Genomic DNA, 16,196 nt, shown 5'->3' on the forward strand with positions numbered 1-16,196 from the left:
ATTGAACCAACTGATGCCTATCCAATCAAAGTATTCCAATAAACAAGTAGAAGAAATTGTTGACCAATTAGTTAATGTATTAAGCTCGCAAAACGCACCAGTTGATCTCAGCTTAATGTGTTTGGGTAATTCTATCACGCACATTCTAAAAGAACATGTTCCAGAGAGTAAGAGACAATCTGTTGCCGAAAATTTTGCCAAAGCACTTACACAATCAGTAAAGTAACGGAATGAATCTTACACCGCACAGCCCTTTTTCATCAAAAGCAAGTCAATTACTCAGCTGGGGACACTGGTTTACCTTTGCTAACATTGGCTTAGTTTTATTGATTAGCTCAGTTTATTTGTTCGCCGACAAAGCGCCAAGTACCTTTGTCGGTTGGTTTTATATGCTGATCACGTGGATAAGCCATACCAGCTTTATCACTTTTTGTGCGTTTGTATTAACTATCTTTCCGCTTAGTTTAATATTCCCTTACCCGCGACATATTCGCGGCATGGCTGCGATTATTGCCTCGGTTGGTATTGTTGTACTAACAGTGGATGCCTTTGTTTACCTACAACTTGGCTACCATATCAACCCAGCTTCGCTTTCCGATATTTTTGTTTTATTGTGGGAAACCTTAGTCGGATCATCCCTAGTTAATCTCATAATTACCATTGCAATGCTTGGACTGGTGCTCACTTTTGAACTACTCGCGGGCAATTATGCTTGGCGTCATTTAGCCGAGCTTAAATCCTATAAATTCCCTCGCTATGCGACTGGCACCATTGTGACCTGCTTTGCGCTCAGTCACAGCCTGCATATTTGGGCTGATGCGAATGCCTTTTTCGATATCACTAAGCAAGATAATGTATTACCCCTCTCTTATCCTACAACCGCAAAGAGCTTACTCGCCAGACACGATTTACTTGATATCGAGCAGTATGAAGAAGCGCACTCACTAAGCATTGGTGATACGCATTCAAAATACAAAGCCCCTGTAATTTCGGCGGTATGCAAAGAAAAGAAAGATACCACAGAGCAACCTATCAACGTTTATGCTTACACAGATGAGGCGCTGTTCCAAAAAACAGCAGCAGCACTTCAGAGCAACGGGAAAAATAACGTGTTCCGAATAGATTCTGTTTTACGCGCAGGAAAAAGCAGCGATGCGCTATTCAGCCTGATTTACGGTCTACCGAGTTATTATAAAGAGTCTGTCCTGCTGCAGCAGCAAGTTCCGGTATGGTCAATTAATAATGACTTAATGAGTGTTAATACTAACGGCGAGTTCTCTTTTGTGCCTTCTCATCAAGCAAGTAAATTAACAATCATTGAAGTAAGTGACGAAATTGACATTGATAGTTCAAAGCCGTTCGTGGCAATTGATATTAGTGCACAGCAAGCGACGGTATTAACCAGTTCTGCGGTAACGAACATTGACCTGTTTGCTCAGGCTTCTGGTCTTGTGCAGCCCAATGACATCACCTACACCCTGTTAAGCTCTTATCTAGGTTGCGATCCCCTTGCTCAGCAAAGTATGCTGGCATCGAACATTAAAACTCGCTCACATGCAGAAGGCGTTAACTTTACCCAAGGTGTCTTAGTTGCCTTCAAAAAAGACAAAATCACCTTAGTCAATCAAGATGGCAGCTTCAAGCAGATGTCAGCAAAGGAAGGCTTTGTGTTAAACGGTAGTCTAGATATTCCATTTTTAATACAAAGTATTAAGACATTAAAAAAATTCACAGCCCCTGAAGCACAATAACCTTGAACAAAGTGGGATGTCATCTATGGTTAAGTAGATATTAACTGTTACAGCAAGGATGCCATATGCAATTGTATCTAAAACTACTTGTACTTATTTTTGTCTCTACTCATTGTTTCGCCACAACAACGGTAAAATACTTCAAATGCACGACCGACAGAGGCATCGTTTTTAGCCAATTTCCCTGCTCGGCCAATGCGACCCAGCATACGATAACTACATCCGATCCTAAAGCCTCAGCTCCCTCAGAACAGCACTATAAAACGCTAAATAATTTGGAACGTAACCAAATTGCGAAAAGGACAAAGCGTGCGCTCAGAGCCAAACACCATGAAAAAGCCGTGCTCAATCGCAAAAGAGATACCGCGGTTAGAGAGCAACAGGATAAATTAACTAAACTGATGAATGAAGACAGGCGCAAAAAGGTCGTCAGACAAGTTAAAAAGGAAATAAAGGCCATTAATAAGGCACATGCTAAAGCGATTAAAAGCCTAGAGAAAGAGATTTCAAAATTAGAAAAGCAACTCAAGGAATATGAGTGATATAGCTGCTCATTTGCATTGATTGCCTTTTTGAGAATCGCACTTGGTCAATGAGCATTCGCTATCGTTATACAAATGCTTTAACTGGTATTACCAGATGACTTTTCGCACATTACCTTGTAAAGTGAAACCACTCGCGTGGATAATTTATGAGGGATGTAGATGCAAGCACAGCAGTTAGCAGAGCGAATTTTATCAGGTTTCCAAAACCACTATCACGCATTTGTAAAAATTACCAAACTGGCACCCATCGCTTTTGCTGCTCAAAATTGGGGAGAGATAGAACGAATAAGTAAAGCGAGGATCAGCCAATACGATAGCAAAGTTGATGAAACCGCACAAAAGTTAATACAACTCTATGGCTCGACGCAACTGGATGAATCGCTATGGTATCAAGTAAAACAGGCTTACCTTGAGCGTCTTACCTTTCACCCTCAACCAGAGCTTGCTGAAACTTTCTATAATTCAGTTTTTTGTCGCCTCTTTCACCGCCGATATTACAATAGCGATTTCATTTTTGTTGAAACCCAGCTAGCTAACGCCACGTCACTCCCTGTAGAAGCTGAGTATCGAAGTTATTTCCCAGTCGTCAATGGCCTCAAGCCCACCATAAAAAGAATTATTGAACATATTGACTTTCATTGTGAATTTGAAGATTTAGATAGAGATATTCGACTACTCGTTAAGGCGTTTCTTAAACAAGCACCTAACACGCATCATCAAGCGCATTTAATGCGCTTCGATATCCTCAGCGCACCTTTCTATCGTAATAAAGGTGCCTATAATGTCGGCCGAGTGGTATCTAAATCTGGTGTACAGCCGTTTATCATTTCGGTATTACATGCACAAACTGGGGGCTTACTGATCGATGCGCTGCTTACCAATAGCTCACAAATGCGGGTGATTTTTGGTTTTGCGCGTGCTTACTTTTTAGTAGAGACCCATGCCCCATCTGCGCTAGTTAAGTTTTTAAATCAACTCATGCCAAATAAAACAAAAGCTGAACTTTATAACGCCATCGGCTTTCATAAGCAGGGGAAAACCGAATTTTATCGTGAGTTTTTACACCACTTAGCTAATTCCGAAGAACAATTTGAAGTCGCACCAGGCACACCGGGTATGGTGATGATGGTATTCACTCTGCCAAGCTTTCCCTATGTTTTTAAAGTGATCCGTGACCAATTTCCAGAAAGTAAGCCATTTACAAAGACGACCGTTTTAGAGCGCTACCAACTCGTAAAGCGCCACGATCGTGTGGGTAGAATGGCAGATACAATTGAATATTCCGATGTAGTGATCCCACTTGCACGTATTTCATCAGCCCTTTATCAGCTATTGCTGGATTCTATCTCTCAAAGTATACGTATTGAGGGGGACAATATGGTGATAAAGCACTTGTATATTGAGCGCCGCATGACACCGCTCAACCTCTTTGTACAGCAAGCCGATGAAGAAAAGTGCGAGCAAGTCATTAGAGATTATGGCTATGCGCTCAAAGAAATGCTCGCTGTAAACATTTTTCCAGGAGACATGCTGTTAAAAAACTTTGGCGTAAGTAAACATCATAGAGTTATCTTCTATGACTATGATGAGGTGCAATATCTCACGGAAATGAACTTTAGAGCGCTGCCAAAACAAGGGCTTGATAATATGTACGACTCTGGCGATATTTCCAGTGCACCGCAAGACGTCTTTCCTGAACAGTTGTGTACATTTGTTCTGACAAATCCTACACTAAAGGAAATGTTTCTGCGCCATCATGCTGATTTGGCTGAGGTGCTGTTTTGGCAGCAAGCACAACGAGATATTCGTGAGAGAGTAGTAAGACATATTTACCCTTATCCACATGAAAATCGCTTTCTCCAAGATGCCAAAAAAGAAGAATAATACAAAGGAAAACTGAGTGAACATTAGTAAAATTGACCTTAACCTGCTGGTTTACCTCGATACCTTACTTCGAGAGTGCAATGTAACACGTGCCGCAAATCAATTAAGTATTACCCAACCGGCAATGAGTAACGGTCTTAAGCGTCTCAGAAACCTCTTTAACGACCCTATTTTGGTACGTACCAGCGAAGGCATGGTGCCAACAGAGCGCGCGCTTGAGCTGCAGCCTGTGATCCGTGGCATACTCATGACTTTGGAAGAAACCTTAGCCCCTAACAGGGAGTTTGAAGCAGCGAGTAGTAATCGAGTATTTAGGATTATGGCCAGCGACTATGCTGCAAGTACGCTTGCGCCAAAACTTCTAACTAAACTTCATGAAGAAGCCCCAGATACAACCCTTGATATTCTCACGCCGAGTGATGTTACTTTTCATGATGTAGAAAATGGCAAGGTAGACATGGCAATTAACCGCTTCGAAAATCTACCGCAATCGTTTCACCACAAACGAATTTGGAAGGATAGTTTTTGCTGTCTGGTGAAATCCGATAACCCCGTTATTACCAACTTTACGCTTGATGCCTATTTAAAATCTCGCCATATTTGGGTCAGTAAAACTGGATTTGGTGTTGGGGTCGGAATGGATCCTGCAGATGTACAGAAGCTTGGCTGGGTTGACGAAGCGCTTGCACACTTTGGAAAACACAGAAACATCGCAACTTTTACACGTAATTATCATGTTGCAATTCATTTAGCAAAAGAGCAGAACTTAATCGCAACATTGCCGTCAAAAGCCGCGAATATCTATCGTGATGATCCGACCTTAGCAGTTCTGGAGCCGCCATTCCCTATTCCGCCGTTTGAGTTAGATATGATTTGGAGCCCGCTATTACATCGCGATGCGAGTCATATTTGGTTAAGACAAAAAATTGCCGAGGTAGCTGAAGAGCTAGCATAGCGATATACCTAAGCTTTGCTTAGGTGCGCTTTTTGAAATTGGTATCACCAGCTAATTGAACTATCCTTTTATCTATATGCATAAAAGGTGCAAGATAGCATGGCGAAATTCTCTTATAGAACAACGGTTGATAGTAAAGAGAAACTTATCCACGCAGCCGCATACGGGGAATGCGTGGAAGCCAATATTATCGAGATGTACAAAAATTTAGGGCTTGCACTTAAATCGAATCAGCTAAAGAGTTTAGTTATCGACGTATCTCAATTACATATCACCTACGATTACCCAAGCGTCCTAACCGTTTTACAAAAACTCAATCAATTTGTCGATGGGATCACTCTTGCTCGAGTTATCTCCCCCTCAGACACCAAAAGTGGATTAATTGAAGCATTTGCTGACAAGCACGGTTTAACGATTAAGAACTTCGAGAACTACAACGACGCAGTGGCTTGGGTACATACTGTGAATCCAAAAAATAATTAAGAATATTCAGAATAAAGTCATGATATCAGTGATATTATTTGCCGTTGGTCAATAACAAATGGCCAACCATTAGCAATTTGTGAACAACCTTTATTTCATAATAGGGAACTATGGAACACTATATCTCAACGTTCATTTTTTTCTTTGCGGTCATCGACCCCATTGGCACTATACCGGTATTTATCGCAACTACCACAGGCTTTGATATCGCGACAAAACGAAAAATAGCGGTTAAAGCCACACTGGTTGCAGCCATTGTATTGCTATTTTTTATTATTGCAGGTGAAATCATTTTAAACGCAATTGGTATTCCCCTACCTGCATTCGCGATTGCCGGAGGCATCGTACTGTTCATCTTTGCCATGACAATGATTTTTGGCGAGGGTAAGCCAAGTGAAGAAATTAAGTTAGACAATAAAGCATCCGACATCGCTATTTTCCCTTTAGCAATGCCTTCTATCGCAAGCCCTGGAGCTATGTTGGCAGCTGTTTTGCTTACCAAAAACAGTGAAAATAATGTATTTGAACAACTCCAAACCTCGATTCTTATGCTCAGCGTATTGGCTATCGTGTTGATATTTCTACTAGTTGCGACAAAAATTCACCAATGGATTGGTGATAGTGGCGCAAGTATCGTCAGCCGCGTAATGGGACTTATCTTAGCTTCCGTTGCAGTATCTAGTGTATTGGCAGGTATTAAAGAGTATTTTATGTTGTGATAGAGAGTAACGAGAGGGTTAGCCCTCTCTTTCGATGTCATTGTTTCAAAATAAATTTCTTCACCGCTTTATTATGTTCAGTCAGTGTTTTCGAAAAGTGATGTCCACCATCTCCTGATGCAACAAAGTAAAAGTATTCGGTTGTTGCTGGATTAAGTGCCGCATGGATAGCAGCACGAGACGGCATTGCAATGGGTGTCGGTGGCAAGCCATCAATTCGATAAGTGTTATATGGCGTCTTTTCACGGATATCTTCACGTTTAATATCACCATCAAAGTGCTCACCAATACCATAAATAATGGTTGGATCTGTCTGTAAACGCATGCCCTTACGTAAGCGATTGATAAAAACGGAGGCTACTTTATCTCTTTCTGCAACTACGCCCGTTTCTTTCTCAATAATCGAAGCCAAGATCAAGGCTTCATAAGGCGTGTTTAAAGGAAGATCAGGCATTCTATTTTGCCATTCCTTTTCAAGCACACTCTGCATTTTGGTATGAGCACGTTTAAGTAAGCGCAGCGCTGAGTCATTTCCATGATAGTGGTAGGTATCGGGGTACAACCACCCTTCAGCTGAACTTTGCGATATATTCAGTTGTGCTGTCAGCTTATCAATATCTTGCGTTAAGTAGGGGGCGCTGAGGAGCTTGTTTTTGACTGCCCAAATGGGCATCCCTTCAATGATTGTAAAGCTAAAGTTGTGTTGATCCCCGCGACTAATCTTGCTGATGGCATCTAGTACAGTTAGCCCTTTAAGATCGTAAAAACCCGCTTGTAACGCGAATAATTTAGGCTCTACCTTACTATACAGTTGGTAAGGAAAGCAGCTAGATAACGCCCCGCTACGCTGCCATAGATGACATAGCTGATTAAATGTTTGCCCAGCCTTTATCTCAACTAATGCCTCAGAGATATTAAGTGGTTCAAATTTAACCTTATTTATTTGTTGAGATAACCACCATGACGCTGCTGCTATCAAAAATGCGACTATGATAAACAGTTTTTTCATTTATATTACTTCCCTAAAAATCGCCTTTTCAATTCATGTAAGTCGACGATATCGAAATGTTTATTCTCAATTCTTACTACGGGTACCAACTGCATTAAACTATTACAAATAAAGACACCATCAGCTGCTTTTAACTCGTCAAAAGCAATATTTTTGACCCTAATATCGTGCTTACTTTCAAGTGCGGTTAAAAACACACCTTTAATGCCTGAGCCACTAAGATCTGGCGTATATAGATTGTGTTCTTTAATCATGATGATATTTGCCGCTGACGCTTCAATCACCCTATCATTGATATCCGTCACAATGACATCGTCGCAAACCAATGTCTGTGCATCTTGTTTAATAAGTACTTGTTCTAACCGATTCAGTGTCTTTAATCCGGCTAATAACGGCTGAATACCCAGTTTAACTCGGCTTAATACGACCTCAATCCCATTCTGCTGCCAAGTTGTATAGTGTGAAGGAAAAGGTAACACCTGAATACTCACACTCAGCTGTGGCGTCTCAGGAGCTTGATAACCACGGCCTCCTTCCCCTCGAGTGATAAGGATCTTTAGCACCGCTTCCGCTTTATCTTTAACTTGCTCTTGAACCAAAAACTCGATTTCGTCTAGTCGTAACTCAGGAAAGCCCAAGCGCTGCTGACATTCCACCAGTCGGTTTCTGTGAAGTGGCCACAAATCAACATTTCCATCACGGACTAACGCAGTGGTAAAAAAGCCATCACCATAGGCCAATCCTCTGTCAGTGTTAGAAAAAAGTTGTTGATTATCCACATCACTTTCCTTTTTAAGGGTATCCAAAACATAAAAAAACCCGGCAATGCCGAGCTTTTTTATCATAACCTACTTTGCTATAAGATTACTAAGGCTGATCTACACCTTTTTAAATAGCAACGAACCGTTTGTTCCACCGAAACCAAACGAGTTACACAAAGTGTACTCTAGTTTCGCATCACGGGCAGTATGAGGCACATAATCTAAATCACAGCCTTCATCTGGGTTATCCAAGTTAATGGTCGGCGTTACTTTTTGGTCTTGCAGCGCAAGAATCGAAATAATAGATTCAACTGAACCCGCAGCACCAAGTAAGTGACCCATCATTGATTTAGACGAACTCACCATTACATCTTTTGCCGCAGAACCAAACACCGACTTAACAGCATGCGTCTCTGCAACGTCACCCGCTGGAGTGGAAGTGCCGTGTGCGTTGATATAGCCAACCTGCTCTGCATTGATCCCTGCGTCGTTCAATGCATTAACCATGGCCTGTGCAGCGCCAGCACCATTTTCTGGTGGTGATGTCATGTGGTATGCATCACCACTCATACCAAAGCCAACTAGTTCAGCGTAGATCTTCGCACCGCGTGCTTTCGCATGCTCATACTCTTCTAGTACGATCACACCGGCTCCATCAGCTAGCACAAAACCGTCACGGTCTTTATCCCAAGGGCGAGAAGCCGCTTGCGGATCATCGTTACGCGTAGAAAGCGCACGAGCCGCGCTAAAACCGCCCATACCAATTGGGGTTGACGCTTTTTCAGCACCACCGGCTACCATCGCATCTGCATCGCCGTATGCAATCATACGGGCCGCATGACCAATATTATGAAGGCCAGTTGTACATGCAGTCACAATCGAAATATTTGGACCTCTCAAGCCATGCATGATGGACAAGTGACCAGAGATCATATTGATAATGGTAGAAGGAACGTAAAACGGAGAAAGCTTGCGTGGACCGCTATTTAATAGCTTGACGTGGTTTTCTTCAATTAGCGTCAAGCCACCGATACCAGAGCCGATGGCTACACCAACTCTAGCGGCATTCTCTTCGTTAACTTCAAGACCTGAGTCTTTTAAAGCCTGTACACCTGCAGCGATACCATACTGGATGAAGACATCCATTTTTTTAGCATCTTTAGGGGAAATGTACTCAGTGACATCAAAGTCGTTAACTAAACCAGCAAACTTAGTTCCGAAACCTTCTGTGTCAAAATGCGTGATATTGCGAATGCCACTACGGCCTTCTAATAAGCCCTGCCAGGTAGATGCAACATCATTACCCAGCGGCGTCAACATACCTAAGCCAGTTACTACGACTCGACGTTTAGCCACGGTGTCCTCCAAAAAGGGATTATTATAATAATTGGGGGGTCTAGAAAGAGTTAGGGCAGCGAGTGCTGCCCTAATAGAAAAGCTAGTTACTCAGCGTGAGCAGTAACGTAGTCGATAGCTGCCTGAACAGTAGTGATTTTCTCAGCTTCTTCATCAGGGATCTCTGTATCGAACTCTTCTTCTAGCGCCATTACAAGCTCAACAGTGTCTAGAGAGTCAGCACCTAAATCATCAACGAAAGACGCTTCTGATTTAACTTCTTCTTCTTTAACACCTAGTTGTTCAACAATAATTTTCTTTACGCGTTCTTGGATGTCGCTCATTCTTCTTTCCTTTATTTAAACGCTACTGCGTTAATTTTCAGATTGCGGCGCAGTTTACGACGCATCATTCTGGGATTCAAGGATTGACCCGTACTTTTTTTCTGGTCAAACCTGTTACAAAGCTTTGGATCTTTTTATCGCCTATTTTCGCGACGATTTCAAGTACGTTGTCGACAAGATCACAAAAATTTCAATTGATTTGTGATCTTAGCGGGTTAAACCATGTACATCGCACCATTTACGTGCAAAGTTTCACCAGAAACATAAGCTGCCGCATCTGATGCCAAATAAACCACGGCCGCTGCGATTTCTTCAGGCTGACCTAAACGACCTGCTGGTACATTTGCCAAAGTCGCTGCTTTTTGCTCATCAGTTAGCTCATCCGTCATGTCTGTCTGAATAAAGCCAGGTGCTACAGTATTTACCGTAATACCACGAGATGCAACCTCACGCGCCAATGATTTTGTAAAACCAATTACACCCGCTTTTGCAGCAGTATAGTTAGCTTGACCCGCATTACCCATAGTGCCCACTACTGAGCCAATGTTAATGATACGGCCATTTTTCTTCTTCATCATTGGACGAAGTACCGCTTTTGATAAGCGGAAAATGGATGACAAGTTAGTATCGATGATGTCATCCCACTCTTGATCTTTCATGCGCATCAGCAAGTTATCGCGTGTGATACCAGCATTGTTTACCAACACATCAATATCACCTAAATCTGCTTTGATTGCATCCAAAGTTGCTGTGATTGAGTCGGCATCTGTCACGTTTAGCGCATAACCTTTACCATTTTCGCCTAGATACTCTGAGATACGCTCTGCACCAGACTCACTCGTTGCTGTACCCGCAACTTTTGCACCTTGCGCTACTAAGGCGTTAGCGATTGCTTTACCAATACCACGGCTAGCACCCGTTACTAGTACTACTTTTCCTTCTAAAGAAAATAAATTACTCATAATGCTCTCGTTATTATTCTGCTGCAGCAATGGCAGCTAAATCATTTACCGACACACACGACACTGAGCGGTCGATGCGTTTCACAAGACCCGAAATCACTTTACCAGGGCCGAACTCAAAAGTTGTTGTAACACCTTCTTTCGCAACCGCTTGTACAGTTTCAGTCCATCTTACTGGACTATAAAGCTGACGAATAAGCGCATCTTTTATTGCTGCAGCATCTTTTGCAACAGCAACGTCAACATTGTTAATCACATCAAACTTTGGCTCTGAAAATGCAAGTGCTTCAAGATCTTTGGCTAATTTATCAGCCGCAGGTTTCATTAATGCACAATGAGATGGAACGCTGACTGCAAGCGGTAATGCGCGCTTAGCTCCTGCTTCTTTACACGCTTCAGAAGCTCGATTTACTGCTTCAACGTGACCCGCAATCACCACTTGACCTGGTGAGTTGTAGTTTACCGGCGAAACAACGTCGCCCTGTGCAGATTCGGCACAAACTTTAGCAATCACGTCATCATCTAAACCAATAATTGCCGCCATTGAACCCGTACCAGCGGGAACCGCTTCTTGCATGTATAAACCACGTTTTTCAACTAACTTAACGGCATCTGCAAGTGTTAATACTTCTGCACATACCAATGCAGAGTACTCACCTAGACTATGGCCAGCTAGTGTCAGTTCAGCTTCAACACCTTTATCTTGCCACGCTCTAAAGATAGCAACACTTGCGGTTAATAATGCCGGTTGAGTACGGTGCGTTTGGTTTAATTCTTCTTCAGGACCGTTTAGCACAAGTTCGGCTAAATCGTAGCCTAGTGCTTCTGACGCTTCAGCGAAAGTCGCTTTAACGATATCAGAAGATGCTAATAATTCAGATAACATGCCCACGCTTTGTGAGCCCTGTCCTGGGAAAAATAATGCGATTTTTTGTGACATATTGTGCTCTTATTTTCTCTGTTGTCGCCACGTCCTCATGTCACTTAGCAGTGTTAGGGATGCGGACCTGACGGTTGTTTTTCTGTGTCGACCTGAGCAAACACCGCTTGGATCTTTTCAGGGATCTTGCGTTGTACTTCTTGCGCAGCTTCTTCAATCGCGGCTAAAAATGCCTTCGTTGTGGCATTTCCGTGACTTTTCACAACAATACCGCGCAATCCTACCAGACTTGCGCCGTTATACTGGTCGGGGTTCACCCTTCTATACAATTTTTTTATAACGGGTCGAAGTAAAAAGGCCAACGCTTTATAAAAAAAGTGCTTTTTTAACGCTTTGCTAAACTTATGCATGATGAGTTTGGCAATCCCTTCACAGGTTTTCAAGGCGACGTTGCCGACAAATCCCTCACATACAATTACATCGGCTTTGCCAGAGAACATATCGCTCCCCTCACAATAGCCTTGATAATTAATAACAGATGAGGATTTCATTAATTTTGCAGCTTGCTTGATACCATCATGGCCTTTGATTTCTTCAGAGCCAATGTTTAACAAACACACTTTAGGTGAAGGAATATTTAAAGCCTCTCCAGCTACGATTGAGCCCATAATACCAAACTGATAGAGGGTTTCAGGATCACAATGCACATTCGCACCAAGATCAAGCAAATAAACGGGCTGCTTTTTCTCTGTTGGAACGGCTGAAATTAATGCGGGACGCTTGATGCCAGGCAACATTTTTAACACATAGTGGGCCATAAAAAAGAGCGCACCTGTATTTCCTGAACTAACACAAGCCTGCGCTTCGCCAGATTTCACCAAATCAAGCGCAATACGCATTGAGGACTGCTTTTTATTTCTAAGTGCAGAGGCAGGTTCACAACCGTTAGTGACGACTTCTTTACAGTGTTTAATTTTGAGTCTTGGATGATCCAGCATATTTGCTTTAGTCAAAGCACTTTCAATAACTTGCTGATTACCACAGAGGATTAAATTTAGATTTGGGTGCTTAAGCACAGCAGCGATAGCTGCGGGGATAGATGAACGGGGGCCGTAATCGCCCCCCATCATATCTAACGCAATGGTTAGATCGGTCAGCATAAAGTAATCTCTTACTTAGAAATTACTTTAACGCCTTTGTAGTAACCGTCAGCAGTCACGTGGTGACGACGATGAGTCTCGCCAGAAACCTGATCTACAGTTAGAGCTGGTCCACTGATCGCATCGTGTGAACGACGCATACCACGACGTGCGCGTGACTTCTTGCTTTTTTGTACCGCCATTAGCCTTCTCCTAAGAATCTTTCTTAAGTTGTTTCAAAATTTCAAATGGATTTGGTTTGCTATCTTCTGCTTCAATTTCACCAAAGCTCTTTGGCTTATCAGAATAAGAGCATAGTGCTTCATCATGCGTCGGGACTATCGGAATTGCGAGTAATAGTTCATCTTCGACGATCTGTCTTAGATTAACCTCACCCTCTTCATCCAGTTCCAACACATCATAACGCTCGGGAAGATCATCCGACTCTGCACCTAATCCGACTGGCGAATACGCAAAGTCTTGTTCCAAATCCAACCCTAATTCATCATTACAACGCTGACATACAACAGTTAGATGGGCTCGGACTTTGCCTTGCACAACAACCAAACCTTGTTCGTCGATGTTGAAATGAATGTCTACCGCTATTTCACTATTTTGATCACGCACAACTTGCTGCAATCGAGAAAGTTCTTCAAGCATTACAACACCGTCATAAGATGCTCGACGTTGCGCTGCTCTGCATGGATCAATAGTGATGGGAATTTTCACCTTTTGCATAGGGGCTGCATCATATAGATAGTTACTGTGTTAGTCAAAGTAAAAATACACTTTCCCTTTGTTTTTCGCGTTATTGCGCATTATCCTGTTGGCAATGTTGTCACAAATATAAAAATCTCATGAAAACGCCCCTTATTCTAGCCTCAAGTTCGCCATTTAGGCAGTCAATTTTGAAAAAATTAATGCTTCCTTTTGCATCTTTTTCACCGGATGTAGACGAGCAAGCACTCGAAGGTGAATCAGCACAGCAACTTGTTGGACGATTGAGCGAATCAAAAGCCAAAGCAGCAATAGCAAAATATCAACAAGGTGTGGTGATTGGTTCAGACCAAGTTGCGCTATTCAACGGTGAGATCCTAGGAAAGCCACATAATAAAGAAAACGCGATTAAGCAACTAAGCCTATTTAGCAATAATCGCGTGACTTTTTTGACTGGTTTAACCGTTTTCGACATAGAAAGCGGCAAAACGGTCACTGAAGTGGTACCGTTTCATGTTTACTTTCGCCAACTTACCCAAACACAGATCAGTAACTATTGTGATGCGGAAACACCTTACGACTGTGCTGGAAGCTTTAAAAGCGAAGGATTAGGGATCTGTCTGTTTGATAAGCTTGAAGGAGAAGACCCCAATACCCTGATTGGCCTTCCCCTTATTCAACTCACTAAAGCACTGCTCACGTTTGGTATTGATGTGCTCGCCGAGCAATCAGGCCAACAATAGGTTAGACAAGTCATGATAGTTATCGCAAATATGGGCAGCCGACGTTTGCGATAGCTGCTCTCTTGTTGCAACACCCATAGTGACGCCGATCGCGTCAATGCCTGCATTTTTCGCTAAATTCATATCAATAATCGTATCGCCTATCATGACAGCCTCTGTAGCTTCCACATTTAGTTCAGCCAAAATCTGAAGCAACATATCGGGATGCGGTTTAGACTCCGCCTCACATGCTGTCCGTGTCGTAACGAAAATATCACTCAACCCGCTTTCTGCCATCAGGCGGTCAAGTCCTATTCGGCTTTTTCCTGTTGCAACCGCAACTTTGATACCACTGCCATGTAATTGCTTTAAAAGCGTTTTAGCGCCTTCAAATAGAGGCGCTGGGGTTTTGTCTTGATGCTTATAGATATATTTATAAGCCGCAATTAAAGACGCTAATTTGTCTTCATGATTTGGAAAAAGTGTCAGTATCGCTTTATCGAGAGACAGGCCGATAATACTTTTCGCCGCTTCGTTACTGACGGGTGCAATTCCACAAGATTCAGCAGCCAAATGAATGGTATTTACGATTTTTGGCACAGAGTCCATGACGGTGCCATCCCAGTCGAAAATCACACACTTGTACTGCATGTTACTTCCTTAATTTAACTAAGCATGCTTCCAAAGCCCCATCCAATGGTGCCTCTACATGGTGTGTCGTTTCTGTTTTCGGGTGCATAAATCTGAGTTCTTTAGCATGCAAAAACAGCCTATTTAATCCCACTTCACGCATTTTGGCATCAAACACCTGATCGCCATACTTATCATCACACGCAATCGGATGTCCTTTACATTGAGTATGCACTCGGATCTGGTGCGTTCTACCTGTTACTGGTGACGCCTGCACTAAAGTTGCGGACTCAAAACGCTCGACGACTCTAAAACGAGTATGAGAAGGCTTGCCTTGCTCATGATCCACTCGCACCACTCGCTCACCTGACTTTAAGGTATTTTTACGTAGCGGTTCGGTGACATTTTTATGTTTGGCATCCCATTGCCCTGAAACCAGCGCAAGGTAATTTTTCTCCATGGTCTTTTCTCTTAGCTGCTCATGAAGTCCTTTAAGCACAGCGCGGCGCTTTGAAATCAACAAACAACCCGACGTGTCGCGGTCCAAACGGTGCACCAACTCCAAGCTTTGCTCTTGTGGGCGTAATGCTCTTAATGCTTCAATTAAGCCATAGCTTAAGCCGCTGCCACCATGTACCGCCATACCGGCTGGCTTATTTATAACTATCAGATACTTATCTTCATAAAGAATGGCATCTTCTAGGTTTGCGACTTTATCTAGGTTTTTAGGCACAAACTCTGTTTTCTCTGCAACACGCACAGGTGGGATACGGATTTCATCATTGATCTGTAGTTTATATACAGGCTTCACCCGCTTTTTATTTACGCGCACTTCCCCTTTGCGAAGAATTTTATATACGGCGCTTTTTGGCACCCCTTTCAAATGCGTAACTAAAAAGTTATCGATCCTTTGACCTTCTTGGTCTTCAGTCACGGTAACGAAGCTAACTTGTAATGCGGGTTTCTCTGACATTGCCTAATCACTGATTTGAGTAATAATTTAGTTGCTATCTCGACATTATTAGTGGGATAATCAGGCCGCAAATTTTTGCGAGGTGCTTTTTATCGCAAAAACAATGTCGTGATGCACATCTTGGATGGCAGATCATACAGATTAGAGCTAATATTTCCAAAGCTTTTATCATGCATCTAAGATAAACACGTGCGAACAGTCAGTGCGAAGCGCGTAATATTTCGTTTAATGACTGGACACGATGAACAAACCAAAAAGCAAGAAATTAAAATTTGTCTGATACGTTTACCACAGTTGCAGTAATACCCGTGCATAGCAGGCCGCAACTCGTGAATAATCACAAAGCAATCAAGTCAAAAGATGGTGATAGCCAAGCTTGGCAAACCA

Annotated in this window: 19 protein-coding genes; 8 read left to right on the plus strand and 11 right to left on the minus strand. The window is 42.6% G+C overall.

Annotated features, from left to right (window positions below):
* The first annotated feature begins 13 nt into the window (after nt 1–13).
* The 7 genes from PPIS_RS06600 to PPIS_RS06630 all read left to right on the plus strand — a co-directional run bounded on the left by PPIS_RS06600 (nt 14) and on the right by PPIS_RS06630 (nt 6,337).
* Nucleotides 14–226 carry a YejL family protein gene (locus PPIS_RS06600; protein ID WP_010374035.1) on the plus strand — a complete coding sequence of 71 codons (213 nt, stop codon included), beginning with the start codon at nt 14–16 and terminating at the stop codon, nt 224–226.
* A 4-nt stretch (nt 227–230) separates the two neighbouring features.
* Nucleotides 231–1,751, plus strand: a complete 1,521-nt coding sequence (locus tag PPIS_RS06605) for a DUF3413 domain-containing protein (RefSeq protein WP_010374034.1) — start codon at nt 231–233, stop codon at nt 1,749–1,751.
* Between the two features lie 65 nt (nt 1,752–1,816).
* Nucleotides 1,817–2,293 (plus strand): hypothetical protein, encoded by a 477-nt coding sequence (locus PPIS_RS06610; RefSeq protein WP_010374033.1) that lies wholly within the window; start codon nt 1,817–1,819, stop codon nt 2,291–2,293.
* A gap of 162 nt (nt 2,294–2,455) precedes the next feature.
* Nucleotides 2,456–4,180: a bifunctional isocitrate dehydrogenase kinase/phosphatase gene (gene aceK / locus PPIS_RS06615; RefSeq protein WP_010374032.1), complete on the plus strand. Its 1,725-nt coding sequence runs from the start codon at nt 2,456–2,458 to the stop codon at nt 4,178–4,180.
* Between the two features lie 16 nt (nt 4,181–4,196).
* A complete protein-coding gene (locus tag PPIS_RS06620; protein WP_010374031.1) occupies nt 4,197–5,135 on the plus strand; it encodes a LysR family transcriptional regulator in 939 nt (312 codons plus the stop codon).
* A 99-nt stretch (nt 5,136–5,234) separates the two neighbouring features.
* Nucleotides 5,235–5,618, plus strand: a complete 384-nt coding sequence (locus PPIS_RS06625) for a hypothetical protein (RefSeq protein WP_010374029.1) — start codon at nt 5,235–5,237, stop codon at nt 5,616–5,618.
* Nucleotides 5,619–5,728: 110 nt separating this feature from the next.
* Nucleotides 5,729–6,337, plus strand: coding sequence for a MarC family protein (locus PPIS_RS06630; RefSeq protein ID WP_010374027.1), 609 nt, complete (start codon nt 5,729–5,731; stop codon nt 6,335–6,337).
* Between the two features lie 37 nt (nt 6,338–6,374).
* Here PPIS_RS06630 and mltG read toward each other — a convergent pair whose 3' ends face one another.
* The 9 genes from mltG to yceD all read right to left on the minus strand — a co-directional run bounded on the left by mltG (nt 6,375) and on the right by yceD (nt 13,505).
* Complete coding sequence (gene mltG, locus PPIS_RS06635) at nt 6,375–7,346, minus strand: endolytic transglycosylase MltG (RefSeq protein ID WP_010374026.1); 972 nt, start codon at nt 7,344–7,346, stop codon at nt 6,375–6,377.
* A gap of 5 nt (nt 7,347–7,351) precedes the next feature.
* Nucleotides 7,352–8,191 (minus strand): aminodeoxychorismate lyase, encoded by an 840-nt coding sequence (pabC, locus tag PPIS_RS06640; protein ID WP_010374024.1) that lies wholly within the window; start codon nt 8,189–8,191, stop codon nt 7,352–7,354.
* A gap of 33 nt (nt 8,192–8,224) precedes the next feature.
* Nucleotides 8,225–9,463 (minus strand): beta-ketoacyl-ACP synthase II, encoded by a 1,239-nt coding sequence (gene fabF, locus PPIS_RS06645; protein WP_010374022.1) that lies wholly within the window; start codon nt 9,461–9,463, stop codon nt 8,225–8,227.
* Between the two features lie 86 nt (nt 9,464–9,549).
* Nucleotides 9,550–9,786 carry an acyl carrier protein gene (gene acpP, locus PPIS_RS06650; RefSeq protein WP_010374019.1) on the minus strand — a complete coding sequence of 79 codons (237 nt, stop codon included), beginning with the start codon at nt 9,784–9,786 and terminating at the stop codon, nt 9,550–9,552.
* 215 nt (nt 9,787–10,001) lie between these two features.
* Nucleotides 10,002–10,748 carry a 3-oxoacyl-ACP reductase FabG gene (fabG, locus tag PPIS_RS06655; RefSeq protein WP_010374015.1) on the minus strand — a complete coding sequence of 249 codons (747 nt, stop codon included), beginning with the start codon at nt 10,746–10,748 and terminating at the stop codon, nt 10,002–10,004.
* Nucleotides 10,749–10,761: 13 nt separating this feature from the next.
* Complete coding sequence (gene fabD / locus PPIS_RS06660) at nt 10,762–11,688, minus strand: ACP S-malonyltransferase (protein WP_010374013.1); 927 nt, start codon at nt 11,686–11,688, stop codon at nt 10,762–10,764.
* Between the two features lie 53 nt (nt 11,689–11,741).
* Nucleotides 11,742–12,788 (minus strand): phosphate acyltransferase PlsX, encoded by a 1,047-nt coding sequence (gene plsX / locus PPIS_RS06665; protein WP_010374011.1) that lies wholly within the window; start codon nt 12,786–12,788, stop codon nt 11,742–11,744.
* An 11-nt stretch (nt 12,789–12,799) separates the two neighbouring features.
* Entirely contained in the window at nt 12,800–12,970 is a 171-nt protein-coding gene (gene rpmF, locus PPIS_RS06670) for a 50S ribosomal protein L32 (protein WP_010374010.1), read from the minus strand.
* A 10-nt stretch (nt 12,971–12,980) separates the two neighbouring features.
* Nucleotides 12,981–13,505, minus strand: coding sequence for a 23S rRNA accumulation protein YceD (gene yceD / locus PPIS_RS06675; protein WP_010374009.1), 525 nt, complete (start codon nt 13,503–13,505; stop codon nt 12,981–12,983).
* A 119-nt stretch (nt 13,506–13,624) separates the two neighbouring features.
* Here yceD and PPIS_RS06680 point away from each other — a divergent pair, with 119 nt between their 5' ends.
* Nucleotides 13,625–14,227, plus strand: a complete 603-nt coding sequence (locus tag PPIS_RS06680; protein WP_026345575.1) for a Maf family protein — start codon at nt 13,625–13,627, stop codon at nt 14,225–14,227.
* On the opposite strand, the gene PPIS_RS06685 is transcribed toward PPIS_RS06680, so the two are convergent.
* Both PPIS_RS06685 and rluC read right to left on the minus strand, forming a co-directional pair.
* Nucleotides 14,213–14,857: an HAD family hydrolase gene (locus PPIS_RS06685; protein ID WP_010374007.1), complete on the minus strand. Its 645-nt coding sequence runs from the start codon at nt 14,855–14,857 to the stop codon at nt 14,213–14,215. The genes PPIS_RS06680 and PPIS_RS06685 overlap by 15 nt on opposite strands.
* Nucleotide 14,858: 1 nt before the next feature.
* Nucleotides 14,859–15,809 (minus strand): 23S rRNA pseudouridine(955/2504/2580) synthase RluC, encoded by a 951-nt coding sequence (gene rluC / locus PPIS_RS06690; RefSeq protein WP_010374006.1) that lies wholly within the window; start codon nt 15,807–15,809, stop codon nt 14,859–14,861.
* Nucleotides 15,810–16,196 lie beyond the last annotated feature (387 nt).

Origin of the sequence: Pseudoalteromonas piscicida (genome assembly GCF_000238315.3) — a bacterium.
Classification (GTDB): domain Bacteria; phylum Pseudomonadota; class Gammaproteobacteria; order Enterobacterales; family Alteromonadaceae; genus Pseudoalteromonas; species Pseudoalteromonas piscicida.

Excerpts from the sequence above, each read along its gene's own strand:
- PPIS_RS06600 (WP_010374035.1), top strand. The coding sequence starts at position 14 with ATGCCTATCCAATCAAAGTATTCCAATAAACAAGTAGAAGAAATTGTT.
- PPIS_RS06605 (WP_010374034.1), top strand. The coding sequence starts at position 231 with ATGAATCTTACACCGCACAGCCCTTTTTCATCAAAAGCAAGTCAATTA.
- PPIS_RS06610 (WP_010374033.1), top strand. The coding sequence starts at position 1,817 with ATGCAATTGTATCTAAAACTACTTGTACTTATTTTTGTCTCTACTCAT.
- aceK (WP_010374032.1), top strand. The coding sequence starts at position 2,456 with ATGCAAGCACAGCAGTTAGCAGAGCGAATTTTATCAGGTTTCCAAAAC.
- PPIS_RS06625 (WP_010374029.1), top strand. The coding sequence starts at position 5,235 with ATGGCGAAATTCTCTTATAGAACAACGGTTGATAGTAAAGAGAAACTT.
- PPIS_RS06630 (WP_010374027.1), top strand. The coding sequence starts at position 5,729 with ATGGAACACTATATCTCAACGTTCATTTTTTTCTTTGCGGTCATCGAC.
- mltG (WP_010374026.1), bottom strand. The coding sequence starts at position 7,346 with ATGAAAAAACTGTTTATCATAGTCGCATTTTTGATAGCAGCAGCGTCA.
- pabC (WP_010374024.1), bottom strand. The coding sequence starts at position 8,191 with ATGATAAAAAAGCTCGGCATTGCCGGGTTTTTTTATGTTTTGGATACC.
- acpP (WP_010374019.1), bottom strand. The coding sequence starts at position 9,786 with ATGAGCGACATCCAAGAACGCGTAAAGAAAATTATTGTTGAACAACTA.
- fabG (WP_010374015.1), bottom strand. The coding sequence starts at position 10,748 with ATGAGTAATTTATTTTCTTTAGAAGGAAAAGTAGTACTAGTAACGGGT.
- fabD (WP_010374013.1), bottom strand. The coding sequence starts at position 11,688 with ATGTCACAAAAAATCGCATTATTTTTCCCAGGACAGGGCTCACAAAGC.
- plsX (WP_010374011.1), bottom strand. The coding sequence starts at position 12,788 with ATGCTGACCGATCTAACCATTGCGTTAGATATGATGGGGGGCGATTAC.
- rpmF (WP_010374010.1), bottom strand. The coding sequence starts at position 12,970 with ATGGCGGTACAAAAAAGCAAGAAGTCACGCGCACGTCGTGGTATGCGT.
- yceD (WP_010374009.1), bottom strand. The coding sequence starts at position 13,505 with ATGCAAAAGGTGAAAATTCCCATCACTATTGATCCATGCAGAGCAGCG.
- PPIS_RS06680 (WP_026345575.1), top strand. The coding sequence starts at position 13,625 with ATGAAAACGCCCCTTATTCTAGCCTCAAGTTCGCCATTTAGGCAGTCA.
- PPIS_RS06685 (WP_010374007.1), bottom strand. The coding sequence starts at position 14,857 with ATGCAGTACAAGTGTGTGATTTTCGACTGGGATGGCACCGTCATGGAC.
- rluC (WP_010374006.1), bottom strand. The coding sequence starts at position 15,809 with ATGTCAGAGAAACCCGCATTACAAGTTAGCTTCGTTACCGTGACTGAA.